A 26894-nucleotide genomic window follows, 5' to 3' on the forward strand; every position below is an offset into this window, starting at 1 on the left:
TTTAAAATAATTTAAGGATTGGCACCGAAAAAAATGTAACTTCTTCCATCGTACTCCGTCTAATCTGTTGAGTAACGGAAAGTGAGGAGATAGTATGAAGAAATTCGGTACAGTCGCATTGGCAGCACTATTAACTGGAAGCATGGTTGGTGGCTATACGGCTCATGCGCAGGAAGAACAACCGCAAGTTATTAGCGCCAAAGAGGAAGATACAACAAATTATGTGAATTTCACAGGCATTATCAAAGAGATTGAAAAAGGGGATAAAGAGATTCTCGTAACGCTTGAAAATAAAGATGAGATGATTATGATTTTACGCATCACTGATGAATCTCTACTCTTCAATAGCGGAACGACAAAATCAATTGGAAAAACAGACCTAAAAAAAGGCGCAGTGGTCGAAGCTTATTATGACAAAAACAAGCCGATGATTTTAATTTATCCAGCGCAAGTTACCCCTGAAATCGTTGTTATGAAAAATGACGACGTTTTCGGAGAAGTGAAAATCGCTAAGTTTGATAAAGATTACCTCAGTTTGGATGGGAAATTGAAACTGAACCTAAGTGAAGAGACAGTCCTTTTGAATCAACAAGGAAAAGTAATTAAAGAAAAAGGTCTTGAAGGAAAAGAATTGGCCGTCTTCTATGATGCAACAACAAGAAGCCTTCCACCTCAAACATCGCCGTCCAAAGTCATTGCATTGGATTATGTCACTGAGGAACTGCCGGAAACAGAAACACCGTCTGAACCTGAAAAACCGGACACCTCAAAAATGGATGAAATCATTAAAAACGATCACTACATGAAAAATGGTGTAAAGATGATTCCGCTGCGTAAAGTGGCTGAGCAACTTGGTTACCATGTGCTCTCTCAACCAAAAGTCAATGGCGCACTCGTCACACTGGAAAATAGTTCATTTACAATCACACGTGGCGATAAAAAGTATGGTTATAATAAAAGCATTCAATCTTTTGAAGTTGCACCTGAACTGAAAGGTATGAAAACATACGTTTCAGAAGACTTCCTTGAACTTTTGATTAAAAACTAACCGCCAAGCGAAGCATGGCTATATAGCAACCGAGCCTGAAACGATGGGACTGCCTTTTAAAGAGGCAGACGTTTCAGGCTTTTTTTGTCATTATCTATAAAGAAAAACTATACAGATTTTTCATTCTACTGTACTGTTAATATATGATCTTTCAGAAGAAATGGAGAATGGATATGGCGAAAAAAATACTGGCATTTATTATTGCACTTTTAGTTACGTTTACATCAATTGGCAACGCTTCTGCAGCTCCTTTATTTAAAGATGTTGGTGATAAGCACGTTTCGAAAGCTGAATTGGACTTTTTAGCAGAACGGGGCATCATTGTTGCGAATCCGCAACAAAACTTTGGGGTGAAGGAAGAGATTACCCGTTTGGAAGCGTCCGCCATGATCATTAGGGCACTGGGACTGGAAACAGTAAATCGTCCTAATCCAAACTTCAGCGACGTAACTCCTGAAGACGAGGGCTATGACATCATTGCCACAATAGCGGATGAGGGGATCGTCAATGGTAATGCAGACGGCGAGTTCATGCCGAATAATAAGTTGACACGAGGGCAAATGGCAGCGATTCTAGTCAGCGCTTTTGAGTTGAAGGGAACGTCCAAACACGTTTTTAAAGACGTCAACTCAGCGTATTGGGCATCAGAAGCGATTAAAACACTCTTTGCCAATGAAGTCACAACAGGCTATCCAAATAATACATATAAGCCAACAGCATTTATTACGAAAGTGAATTTCGGGGTATTCCTTGCGCGAATCCTAAACCCGGAATTTAAACAAAAGCCTGTTTGCTATAAGTCTGATGGTAAAAAGAAAGCTGTCGTTAATGTACAGGTAACAAACTTGTGGAAATCGCCAAACAAAAACCGGGTAGTGGACCGTCCCTCAATTACCAGTCCAACCGATATCGGGAAATGGGCGAAAAGCATGTCCGTCAGTCAGAAGTTATGGCTCGTTGGAAAAACAGATACGCAAGCCTTGTACGGACAGGAAGTCGTCATTTTAAAAAGTAGTGGTAATTGGCATGAAGTCGCTGTAATAGATCAATATACACCGAGAAATAAAGCGGGTTATCCAGGATGGGTACCGAAATCACATGTGACAGAACTAACGACTGACTACAAGGATTGCCACATAGCGATCGTAGACACGAATATAGCCACTCTTTATGATGAACCGAAAAAAGCAAACAAATATATGGATATTAGTTATACGACCATCCTTCCTGTCATTGGGGAAAAAGGCGAGTGGCTTCACGTTCAAACACCTGCTAACGGCGTGAAATATTTACGCAAACAAGATGCAAAGGTAGTTGAAAATTTTGCGGCAATCCCAAAACCGACTCAAAAAGATATTGTTGATAGCGCTAAGATGTTCCTGGGACTTCCATATGTCTGGTCAGGGATATCAGGCTTCGGGTTCGACTGTTCGGGTCTTATCCACTCCGTGTACAAAAATCATGGCATTATGATTCCGCGTGATTCATTTGTCCAAGCGGTCAATGGTACCCCTGTTAACAGAAAAAACATGCAACCTGGTGATTTGATGTTTTTTGCTTACAATCAAGGCAAGGGCAAGGTATTCCATGTCAGCATGTATATCGGAAATGGTAAGATGATTCATGCACCGAATTCAAGCAAAAGCGTAGAAATTATCTCCATTGACACGCACCCATACAAAGCGAACTACGCGGGTTCGAGAAGATATTTGAAATAAAGTGATACCTCAATCAGATGGAATTTTATTTTTTGTTAAATCTATACGAACTGAACACCAGTGTCGAATCAAATACAATACGGCGTTGTAAATGTTACGCAAAATAACAAGTCAATTAAATTCAATGATTCAACGATGTATTATATCAATAAAAAAAGGTGTGTTCGCTTACAGTCTGCAAGATAGGGAAACGAAGAAACTTTCGGCTATTCAAGCGAAAGATATGACGATAACAGATAATGGAATTGTCATTGTAGATAGTAAGGGCAAAAAACACACTCTGAAAAAGTAATGATAAAAGCATCCCCCGGGGTGCTTTTTCTTATATCTTAGTGAAAGTGGATTCCAAAGAAAGTTCAAACACACTCATAACGCTATTCACATACGATAAAACAATAAGGTAACTATGGACGAATCACTACCCGAAAAAGGATGTGTGTAGGCGTGTACAACAACTCCAATCGTAATTCAAATTCGAAATACACGCTGGGCGATCTCTTAAAAGGGAAGGATCTTGAAATTGTTGCCGCATCTCTTCTTTTACTTGGCAAACTGAAAGTAGATTCCATCCAATTATTTAGAGATCAGCCTATAATATCCGTTACGCTGTTAGGAGCATTCAAAGGACTGAATGACGATAAAGTGAATGAAATGGCTGAATTTCTAGAAGGAAGTGGTGATATGACAATAGATGAATTATTTGAGGGGATAAAGAAACATGTGAATAAAGGTAGGGGGAGCGGACATGGGTGAAACAACGAACTTTGACTCCCAAAAATTTCTCAACACAATCATTTTAATTGTATTTCTCCTTCTCCTTGTTTTCGGTACGACTAAGTTAGAAGAATTGACACAAGTAGAAGATATAGAAAATTGAAGGCTGAGAAACAGAATACGAAAGACAAACGGGACTCATTAAGTATCTATGGGTCCTATTAGTATAAAAGAAATTAGGTCAGGTCTGTTTTCTGCCAAAGTTTACTGTGTTTCAATTGCAGTAAACCAGCCAGTTTTCAAGGCACTTCAATCGTTCAAGAAACAAATGAGCTATTGTTAATGCATCATCGATTATCCGATGTCATTCAAATAGTTAAGCTTCGAATATGAGTGTATATTTTTCGAAATCATGCTGTTTCCATGAGGGGTTTAAATAATCGATGATCGCTATTTCAACAATGTATGAATTGCCGGGGAATTCCCGTTACTCAAAACGTGTAATACATTGTAGACTGTATTTTTAATAGGTGTCTTGAAGTAACTGCCGATATATAATAGTAGCTGATCTTGTATTCAGCCATTAGTTTTGAAAATTAATTAAAGGATACTTTTTTAACTATATATGTTGAACAAATGAATAGGACGTATGCGTTTTACAAGGGCTTTTGGAAGGTCGCTGAAAAATACCTAATAATTAGAATGAATTGGAATTTCTGCTAATATCGCTTCGACGCTTTGTGGATGCTCCCCGCGATAAGCCGGAAAGGAGAGCACTTGGGAGGGATTGAATTGCATCCCTCCTTGCTCTTATCGCTCCGGCTACCACGAAGTCGTGCCTTCGCTGGATGGTCTATGTGAGAAAGCGCATTTCGTTATCAGGGATGAGACATACAACCTGGAATGCCATAAATAAATCGATTGAATGTGATCAACGAATGTCCCAATATATGAGGAGTGAATTGGAATTCCCACTAATACCGCTTCGACGCTTTGTGGATGCCTCCCGCGATAAGCCGGAAAGGAGAGCACTTGGGAGGGATTGAATTGTATCCCTTCTTGCTCTTATCGCTCCGGCTACCACGAAGACGCGCCTTCGCTGAATGGTCTATCTGAGAAAGAGCATTTCGTTAACTGTGATGAAATCTGCAACCTGGAGTGCATCTTTCTTGACTATAAGTAGTATCAAATAGGAATTTCCTTATAATCTCGCCATATACATTTCAAAATCACATTTTTCTCGGTAATGAACACCCTAGCGTAGGCGCGGCAAAGGCATCCTGAAAGAGCCAAGCGTTCTACAATCCACTTCCCGAATTACAACTCTCTCATTATTAAGCGCCACAGCAGATTCAAAGGGATTCTTTAATTCAACTATATAGTGTTTGATCAGAAGTTTTTCTGTGAATTTCTTTAGATTCATTAATCATAATGTGTATGAAAAATCCCCCTCGTCTACTAAAAATAATAGGGGAGGGGGAGACCTATCTTTTTAGGGATTCTACTTAAGAATTAACGCTCAAGCTCTCTGTAACCTGTTTCTGCTTTAAACCTTACTTCGGCATAAGAAACCTCATCGGCTTCATGTTTCTTAGATGAAACGAGTGTACCAATAATTGCTGCTAGGAATCCTGCTGGAACTGAAATAATTGCGGGATTCGCATACGGGAAAATCGGCTGCCCAACAAAGAACGCTGCTCCTTCTATAGGATTAATAACACTCGGGCTTAATGCAACAAGAACAAGTGCGACAATTAAGCCGGTTAACATTGAAGCGACTGCGCCTGTTGTATTGAATTTTTTCCAATAAATCGTAAAGAGAATTGTAGGGACATTCGCAGAGGCGGCGATACAGAATGCGAGTGACACAAGAAACGCGACATTCAATTTTTCCGCACCGAGTGCTAAAATAATAGAGACAACCGCAACAGCAATTGCAGCATATCTTGCAGCATTTACTTGCTGTTTCTCTGTTACTTTTCCTTTTTTTATAATTTCTCCATAAATATCATGTGCAATTGCTGATGCACCTGATAATACTAGTCCGGCAACAACTGCAAGAATAGTTGCAAATGCAACAGCTGCAACAAATGACTCTAATGCTGAACCGCCTAACACACCCGCGAGCATTGGGGCGGCCATGTTCCCGGCAGCATTTTCAGCAATAATCGCATCCACGCCAACAAATTTAGCTGCACCGAATCCGAGGAAAATGGTTAGAACGTAGAATATCCCAATAATCCAAACCGCGTAAATAACAGAAGACCTAGCTGTTTTTGCATCTTTTACAGTAAAGAAACGCATTAAGATATGCGGCAATCCAGCTGTACCTAAAACGAGTGCAATTAGAACGGATATTAGACCAATCGGATCTTTATAAATTATTCCAGAATGCAAGAAGGCGTCACCATGGGGCGTTGCCGTCCTCATGGCATCAAACATACCAATAAAGTTGAAATTAAACTTTAATAGAACGAGGAACGAAATAATAATGGTTCCTACCATAAGCAAGATTGCTTTAACAATTTGAACCCAACTTGTTGCAGTCATACCGCCGAATAATACATAGATTGTCATCATGACACCTACGATGAGTACTGCGACCCAATAGTCGATTCCGAGAAGTAATTTAATAAGTGCCCCAGCACCTACAAGCTGGGCAAGCATGTAAAATAAAACAATCGTTATTGTATTTAATGCCGCCGCGCCTCGGACTTTTTTTGCTCCGAAACGTGATCCAATCATATCGGCCATAGTAAATTTCCCGAGATTACGAAGGGGCTCAGCGATTAGAAATAAAACTACCAGATAAGCTACTAAAAAACCTATACTATAGTAGAAACCATCAAAACCACTTAAGGCAATTGCCCCTGCAATTCCAAGGAATGACGCAGCAGACAAGTAGTCCCCAGCGATTGCCATTCCGTTTTGCCAACCGGTTAATGACCCTCCAGCAGTGTAAAAATCACTCGCAGTTGCTGTTTGTTTTGCAGCCCAGTATGTAATTCCAAGTGTTAGTGCAATTACTGCAACGAAAATTAATATTGATATGATATTATCCAAATGCAGCTACCCCCTTTATTTAAAAACATTTTTTTTCAAAATTTCTTCCACATCTTTATCGAAGCTTTTCGCTTTATTCATATAGATGGATGTTAATAGCCATACCATTACGAACATTAATAATGAATACACCCATGTCCAAGTCATCCAACCGATGGCTCGGTTCTCAAGTATGGTTGTGTATCCTGTCAGAATGGGTAATGTAAAAAAGGCAACAAAAAAGAAAATAATGTATGGGGTAGAGAAGTTTCTTTTCCGCTTTATTAAACTTTTAAATTCCGGAGTGTTGATAATTTTTTCATAATCCAATTCCATTTTCACTTGGCCTTTTTTTGAACTTTTACTCACGATTTCATCCCCTTTTTTAGTGAATTATTGAAAACTGATAGCTCATTAGAGTGTTTAACCTCCTTTTAAATAAAAACATTTTCTTGTCTTTTGAGAATTATTCCAAAACTAGGAAAATATGAGGATTTTGCGACATATTAACTTACATTACCAAAAATTCTGTCGATATACAAGCACTTTTCAGAATAGTTTAAATTCATATATCGGTTAGACGGTTACAGGTTTGAGAAGCAAAATTAATCCCCACCTAATTTGAAAAATTAATAGAGTAGTATAAAAAAATAACACGAAGAAGCGTACCCAAAGGGCGCCCTTTCTCGTGTTATTTTATTCAAAGTTATGAGTAGTGTTTGACAACAACTTATCTACTTCAACTATGAATATCTATTAAATGGGTAATTCATTATCTACAATTCCTTTTTACTCGCCCATTATAAGCATTCTCAACATTTTCTTGTCTCTAAGGTACGTTATTTGCTCTATTCCATCAGGACGAAGAATCGCTATACCTGTGATTTCCGCATTAATTTTATCTTTGCCATTTTTTATATAATCAATGTTAACGGTAAAGTAATAATTCGTTGGGGTATCCTTACTTTGTTCTATATCGATTTTACTAACGGTTGTTTGATAATCGTATTTGTCAGCCGCTAAGTGGAACACTAATGTTTGACCTCTCGAAACAAGTTGATCGTAACCACTTTCAGAAAAATATGGTCCATAGTTATCCTTTAAATATGCGTTATACTCCTTACTCAATGGTCCGCTCTCCTGCTTCTGTTCTTCAAACCACTTCCACAGGTCATTTTGTGCTTTTATGGCTCCTTTATTTGGAGTATTCAAGTCATACTCCAAATAAGCTTGAATAAGTTCTTTGTTTTTATCATGTGGTTCATCTTGAGAACAGCCTCCAAGTATGAGGCACATAAGAACAAAAGATATGGCAACCCCTATTTTTCCGCGAGAGATCCTCTTTGTGACGAAAGGTATACGATTCCAACGTGAGTTATGAGACATAATTTCACTCGCCTCCCTTTTCCTTTTTTTACCTACTCTTTATACGGATAGCACACAATAAAAGTTTCGTTTTTCTAACTATTCCATTTTTTGGTTATGAAGAGAGGTCGCGTTCCTGTATTATATGATTTATGGAAAGTGTATCCACCGGTTATTTGACTTTAACTATAGAATATCCTTTATTCTGATTACCTTATCAGTTATAACTAATTGTCGAGTTAGTGTGGACTTGTTCTTAATTAATGATTTAAAAAGAAAGGGAAAATTATAGTACAATCTTAAAATGGTATAATGTATCGCTTATAAAACAATATTCTAAACTAACTGTACAACAGCTGTTGTACAATATGAAATATATATTAAAATTGGTGCTATTTTGTATGCTGGAATTAAAGTAAGACTTTCATAACAATAAAAAGTATCTATTTACAAGTGTGGCCAAGTATACTGATTTGTTTGTTATGTTCCTCACAAGACAACCTGTTAGTCGAAATTCTTACTCTTTTTTTACTTAAATTATCTTTGTTCTTGAGTTAACTAACTACGGTGCCAGTTACTTGTGTGAGAAATTAATGTGGATTTTCAAACTACAAAAATAATTTTGGGTACAGGTAGGACTAATTTAATCTGAAGTACAAGGTTCTGATGAAAAACTAAATTATTTTAGGCGCTGGTACATAAAACGGAGGGATAATAAATTGATTTTACACACAACGATTGTAGGAAATGGCGGGCCGATTGTATTTCTTCACACAGGCTTGCAAACCGGGAGTACTGATTTCGAATACCAAAGGGAACATTTCAAAGAGAATTACAAAGTCATCATGCCAGACTTACGGGGCCATGGAAAATCTAAAGTGGATCAAATAGATATTCTACACTTCTTCGAAAATTCAGTAGTTGATTTAGTTGATACTCTCAATCATCTAGAAGTCAAAAAAGCCCATATCGTAGGTGCCTCTCTGGGAGCACTCGTGGGCTTGGTATTCATAAAGAGATACCCAGACAGAGTTAAGAGTTTGACGCTATCAGGCGTAACTTCTGAAAAACCATCTAATTGGGCTGAGTTACAACGTGTTGATGCTAGCATGCAAATGGCGATTCTGGAAAATGAAGACGCCGTAAATTATTTCAATGGAATACATTTATCCGACTGGCAAAGTTTTATCAGAACCTCCCAAGAGCATGATTGGTATCCATTCGAAGAAACAAGCGAAGTTTCAAGTATTCAATGCCCGGCTTTAATTATAGTAGGAGAAGATAAGAAACATGAAGTAATTGGGGCATTAAAATATCAAGCAATGAATGAGCTGTTCCATGTAGCAATTGTTCCATTTGCCTCTCATTTAGTTCATAGTGAACAGCCCGAAATCTACACTGCAATTTTGGATAAATTCCTTGACTCTATTGCAAATAGAGACCGCTAATTTAAAATTTACAGGAATTTATGATTTTAGTAGCGGGCAGTTTAATAATGAGGTAGTGCAATAGATGTAATGGAGTGAAAACTGTATAGTAATCAGTACGATGAACGGACGTACATAAATAAATTTTTAACGAGAGTGAGTTGAAGCGAGTGGACAGTGTAACCAAATCCTACTTCGAAAACCTGGAAGCAAAGGACAAAGATATTCAAATTGAAGCATATAATAATATTATTGCAGCTACAAAAGAAGAGGTGGACTGGGCTTATGAAGTTTGGGACCAATTAAAGGGATGGCTGACAGATACCGATAATCACAGAAGATCCAGGGCAGCTCAGTTCCTAGCTGGTCTTGCGAAAAGTGATCCTGAAAAACGCATAGTAGGCGATTTTTCAGCGTTATGGGAAGTGACCAGAGATCCAAAATTTGTTACTGCCCGTCATAGCTTGCAATCGATATGGAAAGTCGGGTTAGCTGGAAAGGAACAAAAGGAAATGGTGATTAATCATATAGTGGATCGCTTTCAAAACGGTGCGGATGAAAAACATTACACCTTGATTCGATTTGATATGATTCAAGGCTTGAAAAATTTATATGATGTATTAAAAGAGGAAGAAATTAAACAACTAGCAATGGATTTGATTGAGACAGAAGAAGATATCAAATACCGTAAGAAGTATATGACTGTATGGAAATGAAGAGTCTAGAGTAAACTTCCAAAAAATCTGTGTTCACAATCGAAAGGTAATTAAAAGTACCTGGCTGGCACAATTTCGAATTGTGTTAGTACCAAGTACTTTTTTGATGTCCATTGATAGTCATTTGTGACAAGTAACTTAAACTACTAGCATCCATCTAATTCCTAATATGTTGACGAAACCCCAAATAGTATCCAAAAGTGTTATAATTAGAGTTAAATCAAATCGGGTTTTATCAATTAATTTCTCGAATTAGAGGAGGGCTTTAAACAAAGATGAAGAAAATACGCACACTGTTTTTCGCTCTAGCATTGACAGTAGCTTTGCCAATGTCAGCTACGATTGTATTAGCAGCTAACGAGGCAGAAGGTCAAGCTGTTAAGTCAGAAGACATCACGACTGTCGTGAAGTTTACGGATATTCCAAATAGCCACTGGGCGAAAAATGAAGTTATGCAACTTGTAGAAATGGGTATCATGAAGGGTTACGGCGATATGCAGTTTCGACCTGACGTAGCAATAACTGTTGGGGAGGCTGCACAATCTTTTACAAAAGTGGGATATGAATCCTTAATCAAAGACGTGGCAAGCAATTCGCTTGGGATGGATGAACCTCTAACACGTCAGCAAATGGAGTCGGCATTAATACGCGCATTCAATTTGCAAGGTAGTGAACTAATCGATTGGCCAAGCCTTACTTCATTGGATAAAGGGAGTGTTGGTATAGTTCCCAAATACGGAACGATGCCAGGCACAGAGAATGGTCTGTTCAATCCAGAAACAACGGTCGACCGTGCTACTTTTGCGGTGGTTCTGCATCAAGGACTTGTAGAAAATGGTAACATTGAAACCATCAAAAAGTATGCGTTAACTAATTTAAAGCTGTCGCCTAATTTTATTCGAATTCCCTCTACTGTTCATTTAATGAAGGTGTCATTTGATGAACATCCGATTTACTTAAGATCAGCAGAGGATATCCTTTTCACGAATCATACGAGAATTGATAATACGTTTTCACGAGATAATATTTACACATATAATGTCGGAGAACAAGGTGCAATAATAGAGCTAACGGTGCGTTCTTTTGATAATGGGGATTACTTCTTGTTTTCGAAAATTAACAATCCTACTGAATCTGCTGTAACGGTTGATGTTATTCAAAAAGAAAATGAAGTTGCTTCATTTGAGTTAAACCGTTATGACCGCTACAAGATTAAACGTAATGAAGAAGATGTCTTTGGCAGTGACACAACGTCCTATCCAACAGGCTTACTGCGTTTTGTAAAGCAAGACGGGTCAGTGAAAGAGCGGATGGTCGGACAGTCATATTTATCGAAGCAATTGTCATTGGAGTATGAGGATGAGGGTTACAGCTACATGCGTCAATTACTAGGTGAAAAAGAAGCATTATCGTATGCCCAAGTTGGCTCTACTCTACTATCCGTTCATACGTTGAATTCAAAAGGCGATGACATCGTAGATCAATGGTATATGAATGCGGATGGTCAATTGTTTGCAAATGAAGAGAATATGGAGAGCTGGATGCAGGAGTCAGCCAAGTATTATAAAAAACGTAATAATTGGTATACTGCGGGTGGTGCATTCAATAAAATGGCGACAACGACAGAACCAATGCCTGATAATGGGCAAGGCTATGGAAGAAACTTGCTTCTATTAAAAGAAGATCGAGCGCTGGTATTATATAATGAGCAAGAAGATCGTTATTTTGAGAACTTAATTTACAACTCCTTTGTTAATTTGAAGAATTTCAAAGGCGACAAAGAGTACTGGGAAACAGAAGTCACAAGCACCTATTTGAAAGATCTATACGACATTACTGCTCCATTCATTGATACACGTTTTAATGAGCAAATTGCGTTGTTCTACTATAATAGTGGTGCCGATTTTGGAATCAAAAATGCGAAAGAACCGCTACGTAATTATGCGGACTTACTTGTTTCGCAAAAAAGTAAAGGAAATGTTATCCCTGTGAATGACAAATCCTATTACATTTCAGATTACTTCCCAATTGCACAGGAAGTGACGACGCATGCTTCTATGAATCACGTGTTGGGCGGTATGAACATTTTACTCATGGCCTACAATGAGTTCCATGATCAGAAATATTTAGATGCTGCTAGAGCTGTTCAAACAGCGATTGTAGCGGAAAAAGATGATTGGCTTCGTGATAGCGGCGATATTTGGTACCGTATTTCTCCACTGGGTGATTATAAAGGCGATGATTACAAGCATCTGACTTTAGAGGATTTATTAAATTCGTACAAACTTTGGAAAGATATTGATCCGACGTATTTGCCTTTGCTAGAAGAAATGATCGCTTCAAAAGCATCATTTTTATCGAATGAAAAGCTTGGCTACACAACCAAAATAAAGAATGGTTTACGTGATATCGACTTATTGAAGTATCTTCCAGAGGGTGAAGAACGAACGGACGCATTATAAAAAAACACTAATTAAATAGATACTGCTAGGGGAGCCGTTTAGGCTGAGACGCATCATACATGTAAACCCTTCGAACCTGATCTAGTTCATACTAGCGTAGGGAAGCAGCTGAAATCCTACAATCACTGTCTTTATATATGTAGAAAACAGCCGCTTTCCAATTATGGAAGGCGGCTGTTTTCTATTCCATTACAGTTTCACTGAAGTAAAATATAGATAAAGAATGGATGGGTGAAATGGAAAAGAGAATCAGTAGCTTGGTTGATGAACGTCAAGAGGAGTTGTTGCGATTGCTTGGAGATCTGGTCCGATTTCCAACTGTCAGTCCGCCTGCAAGAAATACAGCTGGCGTGCAGAAGTATATTCAAGACTTTTTAGAACAAGAGAAGTTCGAAACGGCTAGTTGGGATGTGTTTTCTGGCGATCCAAATGTTATAGGCATTAAAAAAGGAACAGATGGCACTCTGCATAATAGCTTAATCATTAATGGTCATATAGACGTTGCGGAAGTGGGGGATGAAACAGAGTGGACTGTGCCTGTCTTTGATCTGACGACGAAAGATGGCTTTGCATATGGACGGGGAACTTCTGATATGAAAGGTGCAGTGGCGGCGACTTTAATGGCCGTTAAATTAGTAAGGGAATTGGGTGTTGAACTTAAAGGCGATTTGCAAATCCAGACGGTCATTGGGGAGGAAGCAGGAGAAGCTGGAACACTTTCGTGTATGGAAAAAGGCTATACGGCAGACTTCGCGCTTGTAGTAGATGGCAGTGATCGTCAAATTCATGGTCAGGGTGGTGTAATAACCGGCTGGATAACAATCAAAAGTAAGGAAGTTTTCCATGATGCGATGAGGATGAGTATGCTCCATGCAGGTGGTAACGTCAAGGGGGCCAGTGCGATCGAGAAGATGATGAAAGTGATTGCTGGACTGCAAGACTTGGAACGTCACTGGGCCGTGACAAAACAGTATCCGGGGTTTGCACCGGGTATGAATACTATCAACCCGGCAGTTATAGAAGGTGGAAGACATGCGGCTTTTGTTGCGGATGAATGCCGACTTTGGATCACTGTTCACTTTTATCCGAATGAAACGTATCAATCTGTGGTGAATGAAATTGAAGATCACCTTAACCATGTAGCCAAAGCGGATCCATGGCTGCGAGAAAATCCGATTCAATATCGCTGGGGCGGAAAATCGATGATTGAAGAGCGAGGAGAAATATTCCCGGCGCTGGAAATGAACGCGGATCATGCAGCTGTTCAACTGCTTGCAGATTGTCATGAGCAAACCGAAAAAAGTCCTGTAGTCATCGGTATGTCGAGAACAGTAACAGACGCGGGATGGTTAGGTGAGGCAGGAATTCCAACAGTTATCTATGGACCCGGGAAGTTGGAAGAAGCTCATTCTGTCGATGAAAAGATAAGCATCGATGAGTTACTAACTTTTACCAAGACGCTTATGCTCTTTATAATTGAATGGTGTAATATGAAAAAATAAGAGAAACGCTAAAACGTCTTCCATCGGTTCTATCTGCTGGAAGACGTTTTTATAGAAGAGTCTGTGTAGTGTTCGTTGAGTAATAGTGCTTGAACACTTTCCGTTTTAGTTACTAATGAGACTTTCCAATTTAAAACTTCTCTTTATTCAAACGCGTCAATCCGTTTTTCACTCATTAAATCACTAACGGTACCTAGTTGGTATCCTTTGTCTTTCATGCCATCTATCATCGATTTTAATCCCTCAGACGTGGGTTTTGTAGGATGCATAAGAACCATTGAGCCATTTCCCACACCTGTCAAAACGCGATTTACCATTTCCGTTGTCGCTGGCTTTTTCCAGTCAACCGTGTCGACCGTCCAAAGAATGGTTTTCATACCGAGTTCATTAGCAACAAGAATTGTTTCCTGATTAAAGCTTCCGCTCGGTGGGGCAAACCACTTCGGCTTCATGCCAAGTGTTTCTTCAATGACATCATTCGTTTTTGTCAATTCAACGATTGTCTCCTCCCTAGAACGCTGTTTAAGATCAGGATGACTGTAGGCATGGTTTCCAATTTCATGCCCCTCCAAGTTAATCATGGAAGTTAAATCAGGGTTCTTTTTAACCCAACTGCCGTCAAAAAAGAATGTAGCCTTGACGTTAGAATCATTCAAAGTTGCCAGGATGTCTGGGATGTATTCGTCGCCCCACGCAACATTGATTAATAACGCGACCATAGGTTTTTCTGGATTACCTTTATAAATAGGAGATGGGGGCAGATTTTCCAAATGAACTTGTGGTGAAACCTCTTTATAAACAAGTTTTTTCACATCAAAATCATTGCCAGCCAACATACTTTGATAACTTGCTTTGCTATCAATTACTAATCCGTTATAGCCTGGAATAGCTTTCCATATCTTATCAACAGTCGCATCAATTGGTTTTATATCATTCGCCAATGCATAGGATTGAATTTTGCTGAGTAAGTCTTCATTTTCAACAGTTGTCGGAATTGCCATTGTCGTTATAAGATCTGATGGGATAGGTAGACTTTTCGAATTGCCAAGAAAAAACAGAACTGAACCACTTAATAACACAAATAGTATTAGAAATGTATTCTTCATGTTCTCCTCCTAGTTGTAGTCACTTCATCATAATCTCCCCCAACATTGATTTTTAATACTTATCTAAAACGCAATATAATCCGCTCGTTTGTCAATCCATGACACTATATGAGGGAATAGGAAATTTAAAAATCTGAATAGTGTTGACAATATTTTTCTAGTACGCTATATTCATAATAATTAAGATTGAATTGGAGATTAGTTATGGTTTCTTCTAAAGATGTTGCGAAATATGCTGGTGTTTCACAAACAACGGTGTCACGTGTATTAAATAGTCCCGATTTGGTACAGAAAAAAACGCTCGATAAAGTACAGAATGCAATAAATGAATTGAATTATCGACCCAACTCAGTCGCACGTTCACTTGTGAATAATAAAACCAAATCAATCGCTTTACTATCAGGTCCGCTTCATAACCCTTTTTTTGCGGAGTCTACAACGTCTATTGTGAATTATGCAAAAGAAAAAGGATTTAATGTAAATGTACACTTTGAGAATTTCGGAAGTAATATGGAAGTCTATCAAGACATGGTTGAGAATACGGTTGATGGAATTATTTTATCATCCATTTTATATGAGGATTTGATCTTTGAGCGATTGAACAGGTTAGATATTCCTTTTGTAATGTTTAACCGAAAGCATAAAGAGCTTGGTCATTTTGTGGAAATGGACAATGTTCAAGCGGGACGTCTTGCAACTGCACATTTAATAAGTTTAAAGCATCAACATATTGCCTGGGTTGGAGGACCTCTGAATATGAGCACGTTTTGGGGAAGATTCGAGGGTTATAAACAAGTTCTTACAGAAGAAAAAATTCCCCTTGAGCAGCACAATATTATTATTACAGACACGAGCCGAGAATCTATTTTTAAGGAAACCGCATCCATCATGTCCCGCAAGAATCGACCTACAGCTATTTATGCTGCAACCGATTCAATCGCTATCTTTATAATGGATTATCTTCTTCAAAAGGGATACGAAATTCCTCGGGATATTAGCATTATTGGAACCGATAATGTGAATTTAAGCGCTCATGCTTCATTTCAACTTAGCACGGTTACAATAACGACAGAACAAAATCTTGGACGGATTGCAGTCGAAACGTTATTTAATCTAATTGAAGGACAGCCTTTCAGTCCATCGTTTATTCAAAAAACAATTGAAACAAGTTTATTGGCAAGGAAAACAACCCTAAAATTGTAAGGAAAGGAGAGCTATAAGTGAATATGTAGTCAAAAATTAAAACTAGCACATTGAAGCGAGTTTCTCGTACCTTAGTTATGTCCCAGCAGAAAGTGAAGCTTACTGTTTTAAGATGAAATGGTTACGTATTCATTTATTGTTAAAGAAGAAATTTGACAAGGATTTTGAAGGGAGGTGGGTGAAAGATTAGGTTCGTGAATTGATTAAAACTCTTATTAAACAAGGAGGAATAAATTTGTCAAACATTATTAAGCCAAGTAAAAAGCTGTATGTTATGGACAACGGGCGTATGAAAATGGATAAAAACTGGATGATTGCGATGCATAACCCTGCCACATTAGCAAATCCGAATGCACCTGCCGAATTTGTTGAGTTTCCTATTTACACGGTCCTGATTGATCATCCAGAAGGGAAAATCCTTTTTGACACCGCCTGTAACCCGAATTCGATGGGACAGGATGGCCGCTGGGGCCAAATGACACAGCAAATGTTTCCGATTACGATGGCAGAGGAATGTTACCTTCATAATCGTTTGGAACAATTGGGGGTTAGGCCTGAAGATATTAAATATGTAGTTGCTTCCCATCTCCATTTAGATCATGCAGGATGTTTGGAGTTGTTTACCAATGCTACAATCATTGTCCATGAGGATGAGCTGAATGGAACATTGCAGACATATGCCCGCAATCAGAAAGAGGGGGCTTATATATGGGGTGATATTGATGCATGGATTAAAAATAATCTTCAATGGCACACAATCAAACGTGGGGAAGATAATATTCAACTTGCGGAAGGAATCAATATTCTTAATTTTGGCAGCGGACATGCATGGGGAATGCTTGGATTGCAGATTGATATGCCTGACACGGGCGGAATTATTTTAGCTTCAGATGCAATTTATACGGAAGAAAGTTTTGGGCCGCCAATCAAACCGCCGGGTATTATTTATGATTCGATTGGGTATTCCACAGCAGTTGAGAAAATCCGAAGAATTGCAAAAGAAACCGATTCCGATGTGTGGTTTGGACATGATGCGAATCAATTCAAGAACTTTCGAAAATCGACCGAGGGGTACTATGAGTAATGAAGGAGGTAAAGTGATGGGCTTTTCACAACTTGTATTTGCGCCTCTTAGTTATACAGGCTGGGGAGCATTAACACAATTAGTCGCCGAGGTCGAAAAATATGACGCTCAAAAAGTTCTTGTGGTGACAGATCCTGTTTTAGAGAAGATTGGCATCACTAAACAAGTGACAGCACCACTTATCGAAAAGGGGTTTGCTGTTTCTGTCTATACAGAGGTTGTTCCAGAACCACCACTCGAAGTCGGGGAGGCACTCGTCGATTTTACGCGTAAAGGGAACTTTGATTTAGTCATTGGATTTGGCGGTGGCAGTGCGATGGATCTGGCGAAATTAGCAGCAGTACTGGCAGTTCATGAAGGTCCCGTAGCGGACTACTTGAATTTGACTGGTACGAAAAAAGTTGAGAAGAAAGGGCTCCCGAAAATACTTATTCCTACAACTGCGGGGACGGGCTCTGAAGTGACGAACATTTCCGTTCTCTCATTGGAGACAACAAAAGATGTAGTAGCGAATAATTATCTATTAGCTGATGTCGCCATTGTGGACCCGGCTTTGACGGTTTCGGTACCTCCAAGAGTGACGGCGGCAACGGGGGTGGATGCACTAACGCACGCAGTGGAAGCTTATATTTCTGTAAATGCTAGTCCGGCATCAGATGCACTTGCCTTACATGCGATTCGGCTTATAGCACATTCACTCCGGAAAGCGGTTGAAGATGGAAACAATCGGCAAGCAAGAACGGATATGAGTCAGGGAAGCTTTCTTGCGGGCTTGGCATTCTTCAATGCGGGGGTAGCCGGTGTCCATGCTTTAGCATATCCAATCGGTGGGCAATTCCATATTCCACATGGTGAATCTAATGCAGTATTACTGCCTTACGTTATGAGTTATATTCGTAAAAGTTGTACGAAGCGAATGGGCGATATTTTAGAAGCATTAGGTGGCAATAAAAGCCTGTTATCTGAAGAAGAAGCATCCTATAAATGTGTAGACGAACTGACAAGAATCGTTAAAGATGTAGGAATCCCATCAACATTAGGCGGTTTCAATATTCCAGAATCGGCACTTGAGCAATTGACTTCTGATGGTGTAAAGCAAAAGCGTATACTGGAAAGAAGTCCCCTTCCGTTGAAAGAGGATGACATACGAAAAATATATCAATCGGCATTTGATGGTGTTGTTACCGAGCCGGTTTGATTTTAGGAGTGATTTGACTTGAAAAGATATCACATGATTATTAATGGTGAAGAGGTCGGGCATGAGCTGCCGATCATTGAAGTCAGTAATCCTGCTACAGGACAAGTATTTGCAACTGTACCAAAAGGAAATGGAAAAGAGGCAGAACTTGCTGTAGATGCTGCATTTGCTGCATTTGAAAAATGGTCAGGACTGTCTGCATACGAGAGAAGTGATTTAATCCGGAATTGGTATGAGCTGATTAAGGATCATACGGAGGACCTCGCGAAAACAATGACGGAAGAGCAAGGAAAACCGCTAACTGAAGCCCGTGGTGAAATCAATTATGCGAACGGTTTTATGTCTTGGTATGCGGAAGAGGGCAAGCGAGTATACGGAGAAATGATACCGGCTACTCAGCAAAATAAACGTCTTTTTGTTCATAAACAACCCGTTGGCGTTGCGGCAGTCATTACGCCATGGAACTTCCCGGCAGCAATGATTACAAGGAAAGTGGGCCCTGCACTTGCAGCGGGCTGTACAGTCGTTATAAAACCAGCCGGTCAAACACCGCTTACTGCTATTAAGCTTGTTCAGCTGGCTGGAGAGGCAGGCATCCCTCCTGGCGTTGTTAATATCGTTACTGGGGATTCCAAAACAATTGGTGAAGCTTGGTTAAAAGATACACGTGTTAGGAAACTTACATTTACGGGATCGACGGAGGTCGGGAAAGTACTGATGCAAGGTGCCGCAGAAACAGTAAAAAAAGTATCCCTTGAATTGGGTGGACATGCGCCAGCAATCATTATGGAAGATTGCGATTTGGATAAAGCGGTAGAAGGCGTACTTGCGGCAAAGTTCCGAAACGCAGGTCAAACATGCGTCTGTATAAATCGTGTCTATGTTCAAGAATCGATTGCTGAATCATTCACTCAGAAGCTTGTTGAAAAAGCGAAGAAAATGAAGGTAGGAAATGGATTGGACGAGGGTGTTGATATTGGTCCTCTTATCGATGTTTCCGCTGTTGAAAAAGCCCAAAACCATGTTGACGATGCGACAACAAAAGGGGCGATAATCGCACTTGGCGGGGAAGGACGGGATGGACTCTTCTTTGAACCGACCATTTTAACTAATGTAACGGACGACATGGTTTGTATGTATGAGGAAACATTTGGTCCAGTTATGCCAATTAGTACATTTTCAACGGAAGAAGAGGCAATCAGACGAGCTAATGACTCGATTTATGGACTGGCTGCCTACGTCTTCACGGAGAACATATCGAGAGGAATCCGGATTACCGATAAGTTGGAGTATGGAATTATCGGTCTCAATGATGGACTTCCATCAACACCACAAGCACCATTTGGCGGCTTTAAACAGAGTGGCCTTGGGCGAGAAGGCGGTCACCATGGCATAGATGAGTATCTAGAAGTTAAATACATTTCGCTTGGTTTATAAGAAACGAAAAAAACCGCTACCGATTGATGGGGCGGTTTTGTTTGTTTTTGCAAAGAAAACTATACAATCTTAAACTGTGGAGAGGTTATAACAGGTGGTTCATTGGCAAATGAATTAAATAAAGATTCAATTGAAGAGAGTCAAGACGCAATGCTGCAAAATATGCAAATGATGTTAAAGAAGAATAAGCGATTAGCGGAAAAATTACTGGGTACTGAGATTCTCCAAAAAAGATATGACTACTTAAACGACCATGGTTTTCAGGCTTACGGTGCGGTTGTTACGGGGCCAGTCAAAGAATTATTGAAACTGCGAGAGTTAGAAGGAATCCATAGCGTTTTACTAGGCGAAATGACGTATTGGAATTGGAATAAAAGATAAATCTGATAGAATGAGAGCACATGGTTGTTTATAATTTAGAAGAAATGATTGGTGGAGGTACCGAGTATTTTTACTAAGAGGAAGCGTTTTTACCGCAGAGTGATATGATGATTAAAAAGCCAAAAAGCTTAAACATGATGCGCCGTCACAAAATAGACTAGTACTGACTTGCTCAAGGAGACAATAGATAGAGACTGGGTTACTGATTCCATTCAATACCGATTCGGCTGCCCACTTAAGGCGACTACGCACAGTTCATATGCCTTATTCAATACTTCAATCTATATTGTGTGTCTTTCTGGCTATTTTCTATGGAACTGGCCTTTTGGGGGTTATCATACTATGAATACTCATGTTTCATAAGCTATGCTTTAGTGGTATAAGACGAGTAGGAAGGAGTTGCAGGTAAATGACTTTCGTACATATTGGCGTATTTATCATGGCAATCGCGTTTGCACTAGTTTCGATATTCTTCGCGAAATTACTTCTACGCGTATCAGGCGTCATTGGAACTGTTGGACAGACTGTAAGTGAGTTGGAGATGAAGATGGATAAGACAATCATTGAATTGGAACAGACGATTAGTGAGACAAATGCTACGGCAACAGATATTGAAGAGAAGGCACTGGCATTAAATAGCGTGTTTTACACAGCCAAGCATGTTGGAGACTCAACCTCGCTATTGAGTGAAGAATTGGCGATACGGACTGAACGCTATGCACAGAACCCTTCGTTGCCTGGTACAAGACCTTTCGTGCGCGTCATCCAGTTTACCGAATTTGCTTCAAGTCTATTTAATTCTTGGAAGCGGGGAAAGCACGCTTAATCAAACAAATTTTGAAATGAGGGATGAAAATGACTTTCACAGGAATCGGTGTATTGCTTATAGGTATCGCATTATTGGTACTAGCAATTTTTCTAGCACGTGTATTAAATAACTTTGCATCCATTTTGAATGGGGTAGATAAAACAATAGAGCAGTTGCCAAGTCAATTGGATAGCATCTTAAATGAGACTGGGGATTTAATAGCAAACAGTAACAATACTCTTGCTGATGTCAATGAAAAGCTTGGCACTTTGACACCTTTGTTCCATATAGTTGGGGATGTTGGTGAGTCTACAAGGACTTTGTCATCCTCTTTAGTCGATCTGACTGCTTCTGCTAAGGCCAAGATGGACGGGGCAGATGAGGATAAGCAGGACAAGCGATTAGGCGGTTTATATGGCACCGCTGCTCTCGGATTCTATGCTATGAGAAAGAAAGGCAGGATTAAAAAAGAATCAGATGTATCAGTTGGAAGAAACCTGTACCGTGAAGGTGAGAAACGTACATTGGCTGTTAACAGGATGAAAGAAGAAGCAAAAGTGGCTGCAAGAAGTAAAAAATAATCTGGTGATGAAACAAATTAAAAATCGTGTGGCGGGACTATTAGTCCTGCCACACGATTTTTATTTGATCAATTTGATTTCGGTTCGAGAATTGTTTCTGAGATTTCTTTTCTTTTTTGTGAAAGGAAGAAAAGAAATGACAGAAGACCATAGATTCCTTCATACTTTTTGAGTTTAACAAATTCATTTGCGTCAACAGTTTGCTGTTTTAATGTAGTTGTTTTATCTAAAGCAGCTGAAGTGAGACTTTCTGCTGCTTTGCCTGCATCTCCAACAATATGGAAGAGAGGACTAATTTCATTTACTTGCTCGTTGACGTTACCAAGCGTTGTATTGCTTGTTTGGAGAACTGTTGAAGTTTGATTTGTTACGCTGTCTAGCACTTCTGGTAGACGATCTGTCGTTTGTTGTAAACTTTCAAGTACAGTCGCTAACTTCTTTATTGGTTTCAATAAGAAAATGACGAGTATAGCAAATGCGATTCCGATAATGAGCACACCAATACCTAACCAATCCATATTGAATCACCTCATTTTTAAATTTATGATCTGTTTTTGCTTTGCGGTGCTGGTAAACGTTTGGGAATGGAGTCTTTTTCTTCCCATTCACTATGTCGCTTTTCCTTTTGGAAACGGTAATAGATCCGTGCCGCTGTTTCAGTCAGTACAGTCGCCTTTTCCATAAGATCACGATACTTTTCGGGAGGGACAGCAACTTCTTCTGAAATTGCGAGTATCGATTTATTCATATGATCTGTAGAGTTTCCGAGATTTTTTGCAGAATCGGATAGGCTATTTAATGATTGAAGTTTGTTTTCTGCATCTTCGGCAATCCGATTTGTCTTTTCCATCAATTGCTCGGATTTCTCAGTGATACCACCAAGCTTTGTCTCAACTCGTTTCAAAGTCTCGGAAACTTCCCCTATTGTCTGTTTTGCACTTTTCAATGTGATGATAACAAAAATTGCAATGAGCAATAAAGATAAGGCCCCAATGATGGCACTAACATACAAAAGTATCTCCATATAATACTTCATCTCCAATCTAAACTATTAAATTGTCTTTATCTATTTTGTACCACTATACAGTTATAGCTAAACACTTTCAATGATAATTGGTCCAGTGCATTTACGTCGGCTATAGTGAAACTCAAAAGAAGACATACAGGGAATAGAGGTTAAATCATTGCTTAAAATCCAAGAAAGCATATTTAATGGCTGAAATTTAAAAGATGCGTATATATAGTCCTCCGGAAGTCAATTCTAGAAACAATGTTAGTAATGAGGTGAGTTAGATGTTTAAAAAAAAACCAAAACTTTCTCCCGCAAAAAAACAGTCAGCTGTGGAAAGCGAAACGAATAATCAGCAAAGTACAGAAAAAAAGGAAAGTACGGAAAGTACTGTGTCCCCTTTAGGGAAAGATTTTATTCAAGCAGTAACGAACGCTGTTCATAATACATCTGATTTAATTGTTAAACCAATCCCCCCGAATCTTACGCTCATTTATATAGATACTTTAGTGGACAATGAAGTATTAAAAGATCATATTATTCTGGACTTACTTAGAAGCAGAAATGACTCACCGGAACAAATTTTTTCTGTTCTATCAGTACCTGAGTTGGAACTATCTAACAAAATAGATGAAATCATATCTGCAATGATGAACGGAACAGTACTAATTCATATAGAAGGGCACTCGCAAGTTGTGTTGGCAAATATCCCTACAAATGAATCCCGGTCCTTAGCAGCGCCGGAAAATGAATCCCAAGTAATCGGTTCTCAAGTTGGTTTTAATGAAAGTCTTACTACGAATGTCTCTTTGATTCGGAGGTATATAAAAAATCCGAATCTATGCAATGAAAAGTTAGTAGTTGGAAAACAATCGAAGACAACGGTTACAATGTTGTACATTAAAGACGTTGCTTCCGATGAAATGGTGAATACGCTAAGGCAAAGGATTAGCGACCTTGAAGTTGATTCGGTATTAGATAGCTCGATTCTTGAACAGCTAATAGATGATAACTCTTTATCGATTTTTCCTCAAATGTTACTGACGGAAAGACCGGACAAGTTTTGTGCTGAACTGCTGAATGGGAAATTGGGCGTTATTGTGGATGGCAGTGCGCTCGCAATAATTAGCCCTCATTCATTTCTTGAGTTTTTCCAAAGTCAGGAAGATCAAAATCTTCGATGGCAGATTGCTACGTTTGCCCGGCTATTAAGGTTTGGTGCAGTCGTACTATCTGTTTTTTTAACCCCTTTATATGTAGCAGCCTTAACATTTCATTATGAGGTCATCCCGCAAACGCTCTTAGTCCCGTTAAGTGAATCAAGAGCTTTAGTTCCTTTCCCACCTATATTTGAGGCGTTGCTGTTAGAACTTATAATTGAGTTGCTTAGGGAGGCAGGAGTCAGGTTACCGTCGAAGGTTGGTCAAACAATCGGTATCGTTGGTGGTATCGTGATTGGTACTGCTGCTGTACAAGCAGGGATTACGAGTAATATTTTAATTATCATTGTCGCCTTAGGAGCATTGTCGTCGTTCACAACCCCAAGTTACATGATGGGTAATGTCATCAGAATCATTCGCTTCCCGTTGATAGTATTAGCAGGACTATGGGGTTTTTACGGCATTATGCTGGGACTTTGTTTTATTCTGATACATCTTTTGCGTCAAAAAAGTTTGGGTTCTCCGTACACAGCACCTTTTTATCCACCTCGACTGCTTGATTGGCGTGATAGTCTGATCAGATTACCGTTGCCGTTTACATTTAAGCGACCTTCAAATACAAGACCAGAGGATGAAGACAAATATGAACCTGAACCCATAAATCCCGAGAAAAATGAACAGAAGGTGAAATAAGTGAAAAATACCATTCAAATTGGTCCCAGTGATACGATTAATGCTTTTCTCCTTTTTTTCATCATTCATACCGCGCAAATCGGGATCGGAATACAAGGATTTCAGCGGATTATATACCAAGACGCGAAACATGATGCATGGATTCCGGTACTACTTGCAGGGCTTGCCACCCATATCATCGCAATTTTCATGATTAAAACGTTAGAAATATACGGTTCAAATGACTTATATGGTATTCATCAAGATGTATTTGGGAAATGGATAGGGAATTTTTTTAATATAATTTATATTATTTATTGTTCAGCTGCGTTTTTGGCCGTTTTAAGGAACTATATTGAAGTCGTTCAAACATGGGTGTTTCCAGATTTGAATACTTGGTTTCTTACGGCTACATTGCTGCTAATCGTGATGTATACGTTTACGGGCGGTTTACGGGTAATTGTGGGTGTTTCTTTTTTTAGTTTTGTGCTTTCCATATGGCTGTTCCCAATGTTGGCTTATCCGATGAAGTCTATAGAATCCCGAAGTCTTCTCCCTTTTTTGGAGGCCAATTTGGGCGGAATATTAAAAGGTGTAAAGTCTATGACATTTACGGTTATTGGATTTGAAATATTATATGTGATTTATCCTTTTGTAAAGGATAAAGAGAATACAAAAAAACATGTTCATCTTGCTTTATTCGTAACGACCTTGATTTATCTCGCCGTTATGTTGGTTACGCTAACTTACTTCAGTGGGGAACAATTAACTAAGACCATTTGGGCGACATTGTCTTTGTTCAGTATTGTTAAACTTCCATTCGTGGAACGATTTGAGTATATAGTGGTTTGTTTTTGGATGTTAATTATTTTGCCGAACCTTTGTCTTTTTTTATGGGCTACTTTTCGCGGAACTAGACGCCTGGTAAAGGTAAGTGCGACTAAATTCGTCTGGGGATTTTCATTCATCATGTTCATTATAAGTATAGCGTTTAAGACTCGACCCCAAATAAATACATTTAATAATTACTATGGCCAGGTGGCGTTTTATATTGTTTTTGTTTACCCAATCATCTTGTATGTATTAGCAGTGGCAAAAAAGAAATTTAAATCGCGTAAGGAGCAAAAAGAATGAAAAAAAAACATTTTTTTTTACTACTATTATTTCTCTGCGTCGGTTTGGTCGGGTGTGCAGAAACAAATCTTCTTGAGAGGGTAGGCCTAGCAACGTTGATTGGCTATGATTTTGGCAAGGAGGAAGTAGTGGAGACTACGGCGGTTGTTCGCCAGGTGAGCACGGAATTACAAAGTAAAGTTGCAATTATTACCGCTGAAAACGACACAAGTCAAGGAACGCGCGCAAAAATCAATCGCAGGGCAGCTAAAAAGATAATGTCAGGACAATTGAGAGGGGGGTTATTCGGTGAGGAATTTGCCAAGGCAGGCATTGGTCATTATATTGATACCTTTTTGAAAAATCCCGCTATAAGTGGGGGAATGCTTTTCGCAGTGGTTGAGGGCGAGACGAGACCATTACTTGAATACCAATACCCAAATATCGATGACATTGGTGAACATGTCTATAATATGTTAAAACAAAACATCGATAATGAGCAGGTGGTTTCATCTGCGCTTCATGAACTAGCCCATGATTATTATTCCATTGGCAGAGAAATTGCGCTACCCATTATTAGAAGAGAGGAGGAGTTATTGGAGATCTCTGGAATTGCTTTGTTTAAAAAGGGCAAAATGGTTGGTAAACTTCCTGTTGAGGATAGTTTTTACGTAAAGCTAAGTAGAGATGATTATCATGCTGGAACCTATGAATTGAAAATTAAAGGCGATGATTTACCTTCATCTTTGATGAAGAATCCTCCTGATGAAATTAGTTTGGTATTCGATCCGATTAAAACGCATAAAGATGTGAAGTTAGTCAATCCAACAACTCCCGAATTTAATCTACGCCTCTCCGTGCAAGCAAGAATACTGGAAATAAAACCAAATATTAATGCAGGGAAAGCTGAAAACACGGAAGAACTTGAAAAAGCAATCAGTAAGAGCCTGTCGAGTGAAATCTCAAGGGTTATTGCCTACTGTCAGAAAATTGATTCGGATGTTTTTGGATATGGTGATCATTATAGAAGTTCTGTACGTCATTCTAAACTGACGGAAGAGAAATGGCATGAGTTGTACAAGAAAATGAAAGTTAACGTTGATGTTGACTTTACACTACTTAGAAGTGGAGTCTTTGAATGATGGATA

General features: G+C 39.1%; 25 protein-coding genes and 1 riboswitch. Of the genes, 19 read left to right on the top strand and 6 right to left on the bottom strand.

Annotated features, from left to right (window positions below; all coding sequences use genetic code 11):
• Positions 1–94: 94 nt before the first annotated feature.
• From MKZ11_RS10470 to MKZ11_RS10490, 5 genes are all read left to right on the top strand, one after another.
• Positions 95–1048, top strand: a complete 954-nt coding sequence (locus MKZ11_RS10470; protein ID WP_340794389.1) for a stalk domain-containing protein — start codon at positions 95–97, stop codon at positions 1046–1048.
• Positions 1049–1221: 173 nt separating this feature from the next.
• Positions 1222–2766: an S-layer homology domain-containing protein gene (locus MKZ11_RS10475; RefSeq protein ID WP_340794390.1), complete on the top strand. Its 1545-nt coding sequence runs from the start codon at positions 1222–1224 to the stop codon at positions 2764–2766.
• Between the two features lie 124 nt (positions 2767–2890).
• Positions 2891–3058 (top strand): hypothetical protein, encoded by a 168-nt coding sequence (locus MKZ11_RS10480; protein ID WP_340794391.1) that lies wholly within the window; start codon positions 2891–2893, stop codon positions 3056–3058.
• Positions 3059–3210: 152 nt separating this feature from the next.
• Positions 3211–3519 (top strand): hypothetical protein, encoded by a 309-nt coding sequence (locus MKZ11_RS10485; RefSeq protein WP_340794392.1) that lies wholly within the window; start codon positions 3211–3213, stop codon positions 3517–3519.
• Positions 3512–3643 carry a hypothetical protein gene (locus MKZ11_RS10490; protein ID WP_340794393.1) on the top strand — a complete coding sequence of 44 codons (132 nt, stop codon included), beginning with the start codon at positions 3512–3514 and terminating at the stop codon, positions 3641–3643. Before MKZ11_RS10485 ends, MKZ11_RS10490 begins: the two co-directional genes overlap by 8 nt.
• A 1349-nt stretch (positions 3644–4992) precedes the next feature.
• Here the strand turns inward: MKZ11_RS10490 and MKZ11_RS10495 are convergent.
• The 3 genes from MKZ11_RS10495 to MKZ11_RS10505 form a co-directional block, all read right to left on the bottom strand.
• Positions 4993–6543, bottom strand: a complete 1551-nt coding sequence (locus tag MKZ11_RS10495) for a solute symporter family protein (protein ID WP_445326990.1) — start codon at positions 6541–6543, stop codon at positions 4993–4995.
• 15 nt (positions 6544–6558) lie between these two features.
• Positions 6559–6891 (bottom strand): DUF485 domain-containing protein, encoded by a 333-nt coding sequence (locus MKZ11_RS10500; protein ID WP_340794394.1) that lies wholly within the window; start codon positions 6889–6891, stop codon positions 6559–6561.
• A 420-nt stretch (positions 6892–7311) separates the two neighbouring features.
• Complete coding sequence (locus tag MKZ11_RS10505; protein ID WP_340794395.1) at positions 7312–7908, bottom strand: hypothetical protein; 597 nt, start codon at positions 7906–7908, stop codon at positions 7312–7314.
• A gap of 698 nt (positions 7909–8606) precedes the next feature.
• On the opposite strand from MKZ11_RS10505, the gene MKZ11_RS10510 reads away from it, so the two are divergent.
• The 4 genes from MKZ11_RS10510 (at position 8607) to MKZ11_RS10525 (ending at position 13994) form a co-directional block, all read left to right on the top strand.
• A complete protein-coding gene (locus MKZ11_RS10510; protein ID WP_340794396.1) occupies positions 8607–9335 on the top strand; it encodes an alpha/beta fold hydrolase in 729 nt (242 codons plus the stop codon).
• A 149-nt stretch (positions 9336–9484) separates the two neighbouring features.
• A complete protein-coding gene (locus MKZ11_RS10515; RefSeq protein WP_340794397.1) occupies positions 9485–10030 on the top strand; it encodes a hypothetical protein in 546 nt (181 codons plus the stop codon).
• A gap of 275 nt (positions 10031–10305) precedes the next feature.
• Positions 10306–12492 (top strand): S-layer homology domain-containing protein, encoded by a 2187-nt coding sequence (locus tag MKZ11_RS10520; protein WP_340794398.1) that lies wholly within the window; start codon positions 10306–10308, stop codon positions 12490–12492.
• A 17-nt stretch (positions 12493–12509) separates the two neighbouring features.
• A riboswitch (TPP riboswitch) is annotated at positions 12510–12612 on the top strand.
• A gap of 116 nt (positions 12613–12728) precedes the next feature.
• Complete coding sequence (locus MKZ11_RS10525; RefSeq protein ID WP_340794399.1) at positions 12729–13994, top strand: acetylornithine deacetylase; 1266 nt, start codon at positions 12729–12731, stop codon at positions 13992–13994.
• Between the two features lie 143 nt (positions 13995–14137).
• Here the strand turns inward: MKZ11_RS10525 and MKZ11_RS10530 are convergent, their stop codons facing one another.
• Positions 14138–15100 carry a polysaccharide deacetylase family protein gene (locus tag MKZ11_RS10530; RefSeq protein ID WP_340794400.1) on the bottom strand — a complete coding sequence of 321 codons (963 nt, stop codon included), beginning with the start codon at positions 15098–15100 and terminating at the stop codon, positions 14138–14140.
• A 204-nt stretch (positions 15101–15304) separates the two neighbouring features.
• Here MKZ11_RS10530 and MKZ11_RS10535 point away from each other — a divergent pair, with 204 nt between their 5' ends.
• The 7 genes from MKZ11_RS10535 (at position 15305) to MKZ11_RS10565 (ending at position 21792) form a co-directional block, all read left to right on the top strand.
• Positions 15305–16303 (top strand): LacI family DNA-binding transcriptional regulator, encoded by a 999-nt coding sequence (locus tag MKZ11_RS10535; RefSeq protein ID WP_340794401.1) that lies wholly within the window; start codon positions 15305–15307, stop codon positions 16301–16303.
• A gap of 235 nt (positions 16304–16538) precedes the next feature.
• Entirely contained in the window at positions 16539–17387 is an 849-nt protein-coding gene (gene ahlS / locus MKZ11_RS10540) for an AhlS family quorum-quenching N-acyl homoserine lactonase (protein ID WP_340794402.1), read from the top strand.
• Between the two features lie 16 nt (positions 17388–17403).
• A complete protein-coding gene (locus MKZ11_RS10545; RefSeq protein WP_340794403.1) occupies positions 17404–18585 on the top strand; it encodes an iron-containing alcohol dehydrogenase in 1182 nt (393 codons plus the stop codon).
• 18 nt (positions 18586–18603) lie between these two features.
• Positions 18604–20022, top strand: a complete 1419-nt coding sequence (locus MKZ11_RS10550) for an NAD-dependent succinate-semialdehyde dehydrogenase (protein ID WP_340794404.1) — start codon at positions 18604–18606, stop codon at positions 20020–20022.
• Between the two features lie 102 nt (positions 20023–20124).
• A complete protein-coding gene (locus tag MKZ11_RS10555; protein ID WP_340794405.1) occupies positions 20125–20403 on the top strand; it encodes an anti sigma factor C-terminal domain-containing protein in 279 nt (92 codons plus the stop codon).
• 409 nt (positions 20404–20812) lie between these two features.
• Complete coding sequence (locus MKZ11_RS10560) at positions 20813–21229, top strand: DUF948 domain-containing protein (RefSeq protein ID WP_340794406.1); 417 nt, start codon at positions 20813–20815, stop codon at positions 21227–21229.
• 29 nt (positions 21230–21258) lie between these two features.
• The gene (locus MKZ11_RS10565) at positions 21259–21792 is read left to right on the top strand and encodes a DUF948 domain-containing protein (protein WP_340794407.1); all 534 of its coding nucleotides are present in this window, start codon (positions 21259–21261) and stop codon (positions 21790–21792) included.
• 68 nt (positions 21793–21860) lie between these two features.
• Here MKZ11_RS10565 and MKZ11_RS10570 read toward each other — a convergent pair whose 3' ends face one another.
• Entirely contained in the window at positions 21861–22310 is a 450-nt protein-coding gene (locus tag MKZ11_RS10570; RefSeq protein WP_340794408.1) for a DUF948 domain-containing protein, read from the bottom strand.
• 23 nt (positions 22311–22333) lie between these two features.
• Positions 22334–22828, bottom strand: a complete 495-nt coding sequence (locus tag MKZ11_RS10575) for a DUF948 domain-containing protein (protein WP_340794409.1) — start codon at positions 22826–22828, stop codon at positions 22334–22336.
• A 257-nt stretch (positions 22829–23085) separates the two neighbouring features.
• On the opposite strand from MKZ11_RS10575, the gene MKZ11_RS10580 reads away from it, so the two are divergent.
• From MKZ11_RS10580 to MKZ11_RS10590, 3 genes are read left to right on the top strand one after another with little or no spacing between them, the layout of a single operon-like run.
• Entirely contained in the window at positions 23086–24654 is a 1569-nt protein-coding gene (locus MKZ11_RS10580; RefSeq protein ID WP_340794410.1) for a spore germination protein, read from the top strand.
• On the top strand, positions 24655–25767 hold the full coding sequence (locus MKZ11_RS10585; protein ID WP_340794411.1) for a GerAB/ArcD/ProY family transporter: 1113 nt from the start codon (positions 24655–24657) through the stop codon (positions 25765–25767).
• On the top strand, positions 25764–26888 hold the full coding sequence (locus MKZ11_RS10590; RefSeq protein ID WP_340794412.1) for a Ger(x)C family spore germination protein: 1125 nt from the start codon (positions 25764–25766) through the stop codon (positions 26886–26888). Before MKZ11_RS10585 ends, MKZ11_RS10590 begins: the two co-directional genes overlap by 4 nt.
• Positions 26889–26894 lie beyond the last annotated feature (6 nt).

The sequence above is a fragment of the Sporosarcina sp. FSL K6-1508 genome, from assembly GCF_038007465.1.
Classification (GTDB): domain Bacteria; phylum Bacillota; class Bacilli; order Bacillales_A; family Planococcaceae; genus Sporosarcina; species Sporosarcina psychrophila_B.

Bases quoted from the DNA above. Each gene is read 5' to 3' on its own strand.
- MKZ11_RS10470 (WP_340794389.1), top strand. From the start codon at position 95: ATGAAGAAATTCGGTACAGTCGCATTGGCAGCACTATTAACTGGAAGC.
- MKZ11_RS10475 (WP_340794390.1), top strand. From the start codon at position 1,222: ATGGCGAAAAAAATACTGGCATTTATTATTGCACTTTTAGTTACGTTT.
- MKZ11_RS10480 (WP_340794391.1), top strand. From the start codon at position 2,891: ATGATTCAACGATGTATTATATCAATAAAAAAAGGTGTGTTCGCTTAC.
- MKZ11_RS10490 (WP_340794393.1), top strand. From the start codon at position 3,512: ATGGGTGAAACAACGAACTTTGACTCCCAAAAATTTCTCAACACAATC.
- MKZ11_RS10505 (WP_340794395.1), bottom strand. From the start codon at position 7,908: ATGTCTCATAACTCACGTTGGAATCGTATACCTTTCGTCACAAAGAGG.
- MKZ11_RS10520 (WP_340794398.1), top strand. From the start codon at position 10,306: ATGAAGAAAATACGCACACTGTTTTTCGCTCTAGCATTGACAGTAGCT.
- MKZ11_RS10525 (WP_340794399.1), top strand. From the start codon at position 12,729: ATGGAAAAGAGAATCAGTAGCTTGGTTGATGAACGTCAAGAGGAGTTG.
- MKZ11_RS10530 (WP_340794400.1), bottom strand. From the start codon at position 15,100: ATGAAGAATACATTTCTAATACTATTTGTGTTATTAAGTGGTTCAGTT.
- MKZ11_RS10535 (WP_340794401.1), top strand. From the start codon at position 15,305: ATGGTTTCTTCTAAAGATGTTGCGAAATATGCTGGTGTTTCACAAACA.
- MKZ11_RS10545 (WP_340794403.1), top strand. From the start codon at position 17,404: ATGGGCTTTTCACAACTTGTATTTGCGCCTCTTAGTTATACAGGCTGG.
- MKZ11_RS10560 (WP_340794406.1), top strand. From the start codon at position 20,813: ATGACTTTCGTACATATTGGCGTATTTATCATGGCAATCGCGTTTGCA.
- MKZ11_RS10565 (WP_340794407.1), top strand. From the start codon at position 21,259: ATGACTTTCACAGGAATCGGTGTATTGCTTATAGGTATCGCATTATTG.
- MKZ11_RS10570 (WP_340794408.1), bottom strand. From the start codon at position 22,310: ATGGATTGGTTAGGTATTGGTGTGCTCATTATCGGAATCGCATTTGCT.
- MKZ11_RS10575 (WP_340794409.1), bottom strand. From the start codon at position 22,828: ATGAAGTATTATATGGAGATACTTTTGTATGTTAGTGCCATCATTGGG.
- MKZ11_RS10580 (WP_340794410.1), top strand. From the start codon at position 23,086: ATGTTTAAAAAAAAACCAAAACTTTCTCCCGCAAAAAAACAGTCAGCT.
- MKZ11_RS10590 (WP_340794412.1), top strand. From the start codon at position 25,764: ATGAAAAAAAAACATTTTTTTTTACTACTATTATTTCTCTGCGTCGGT.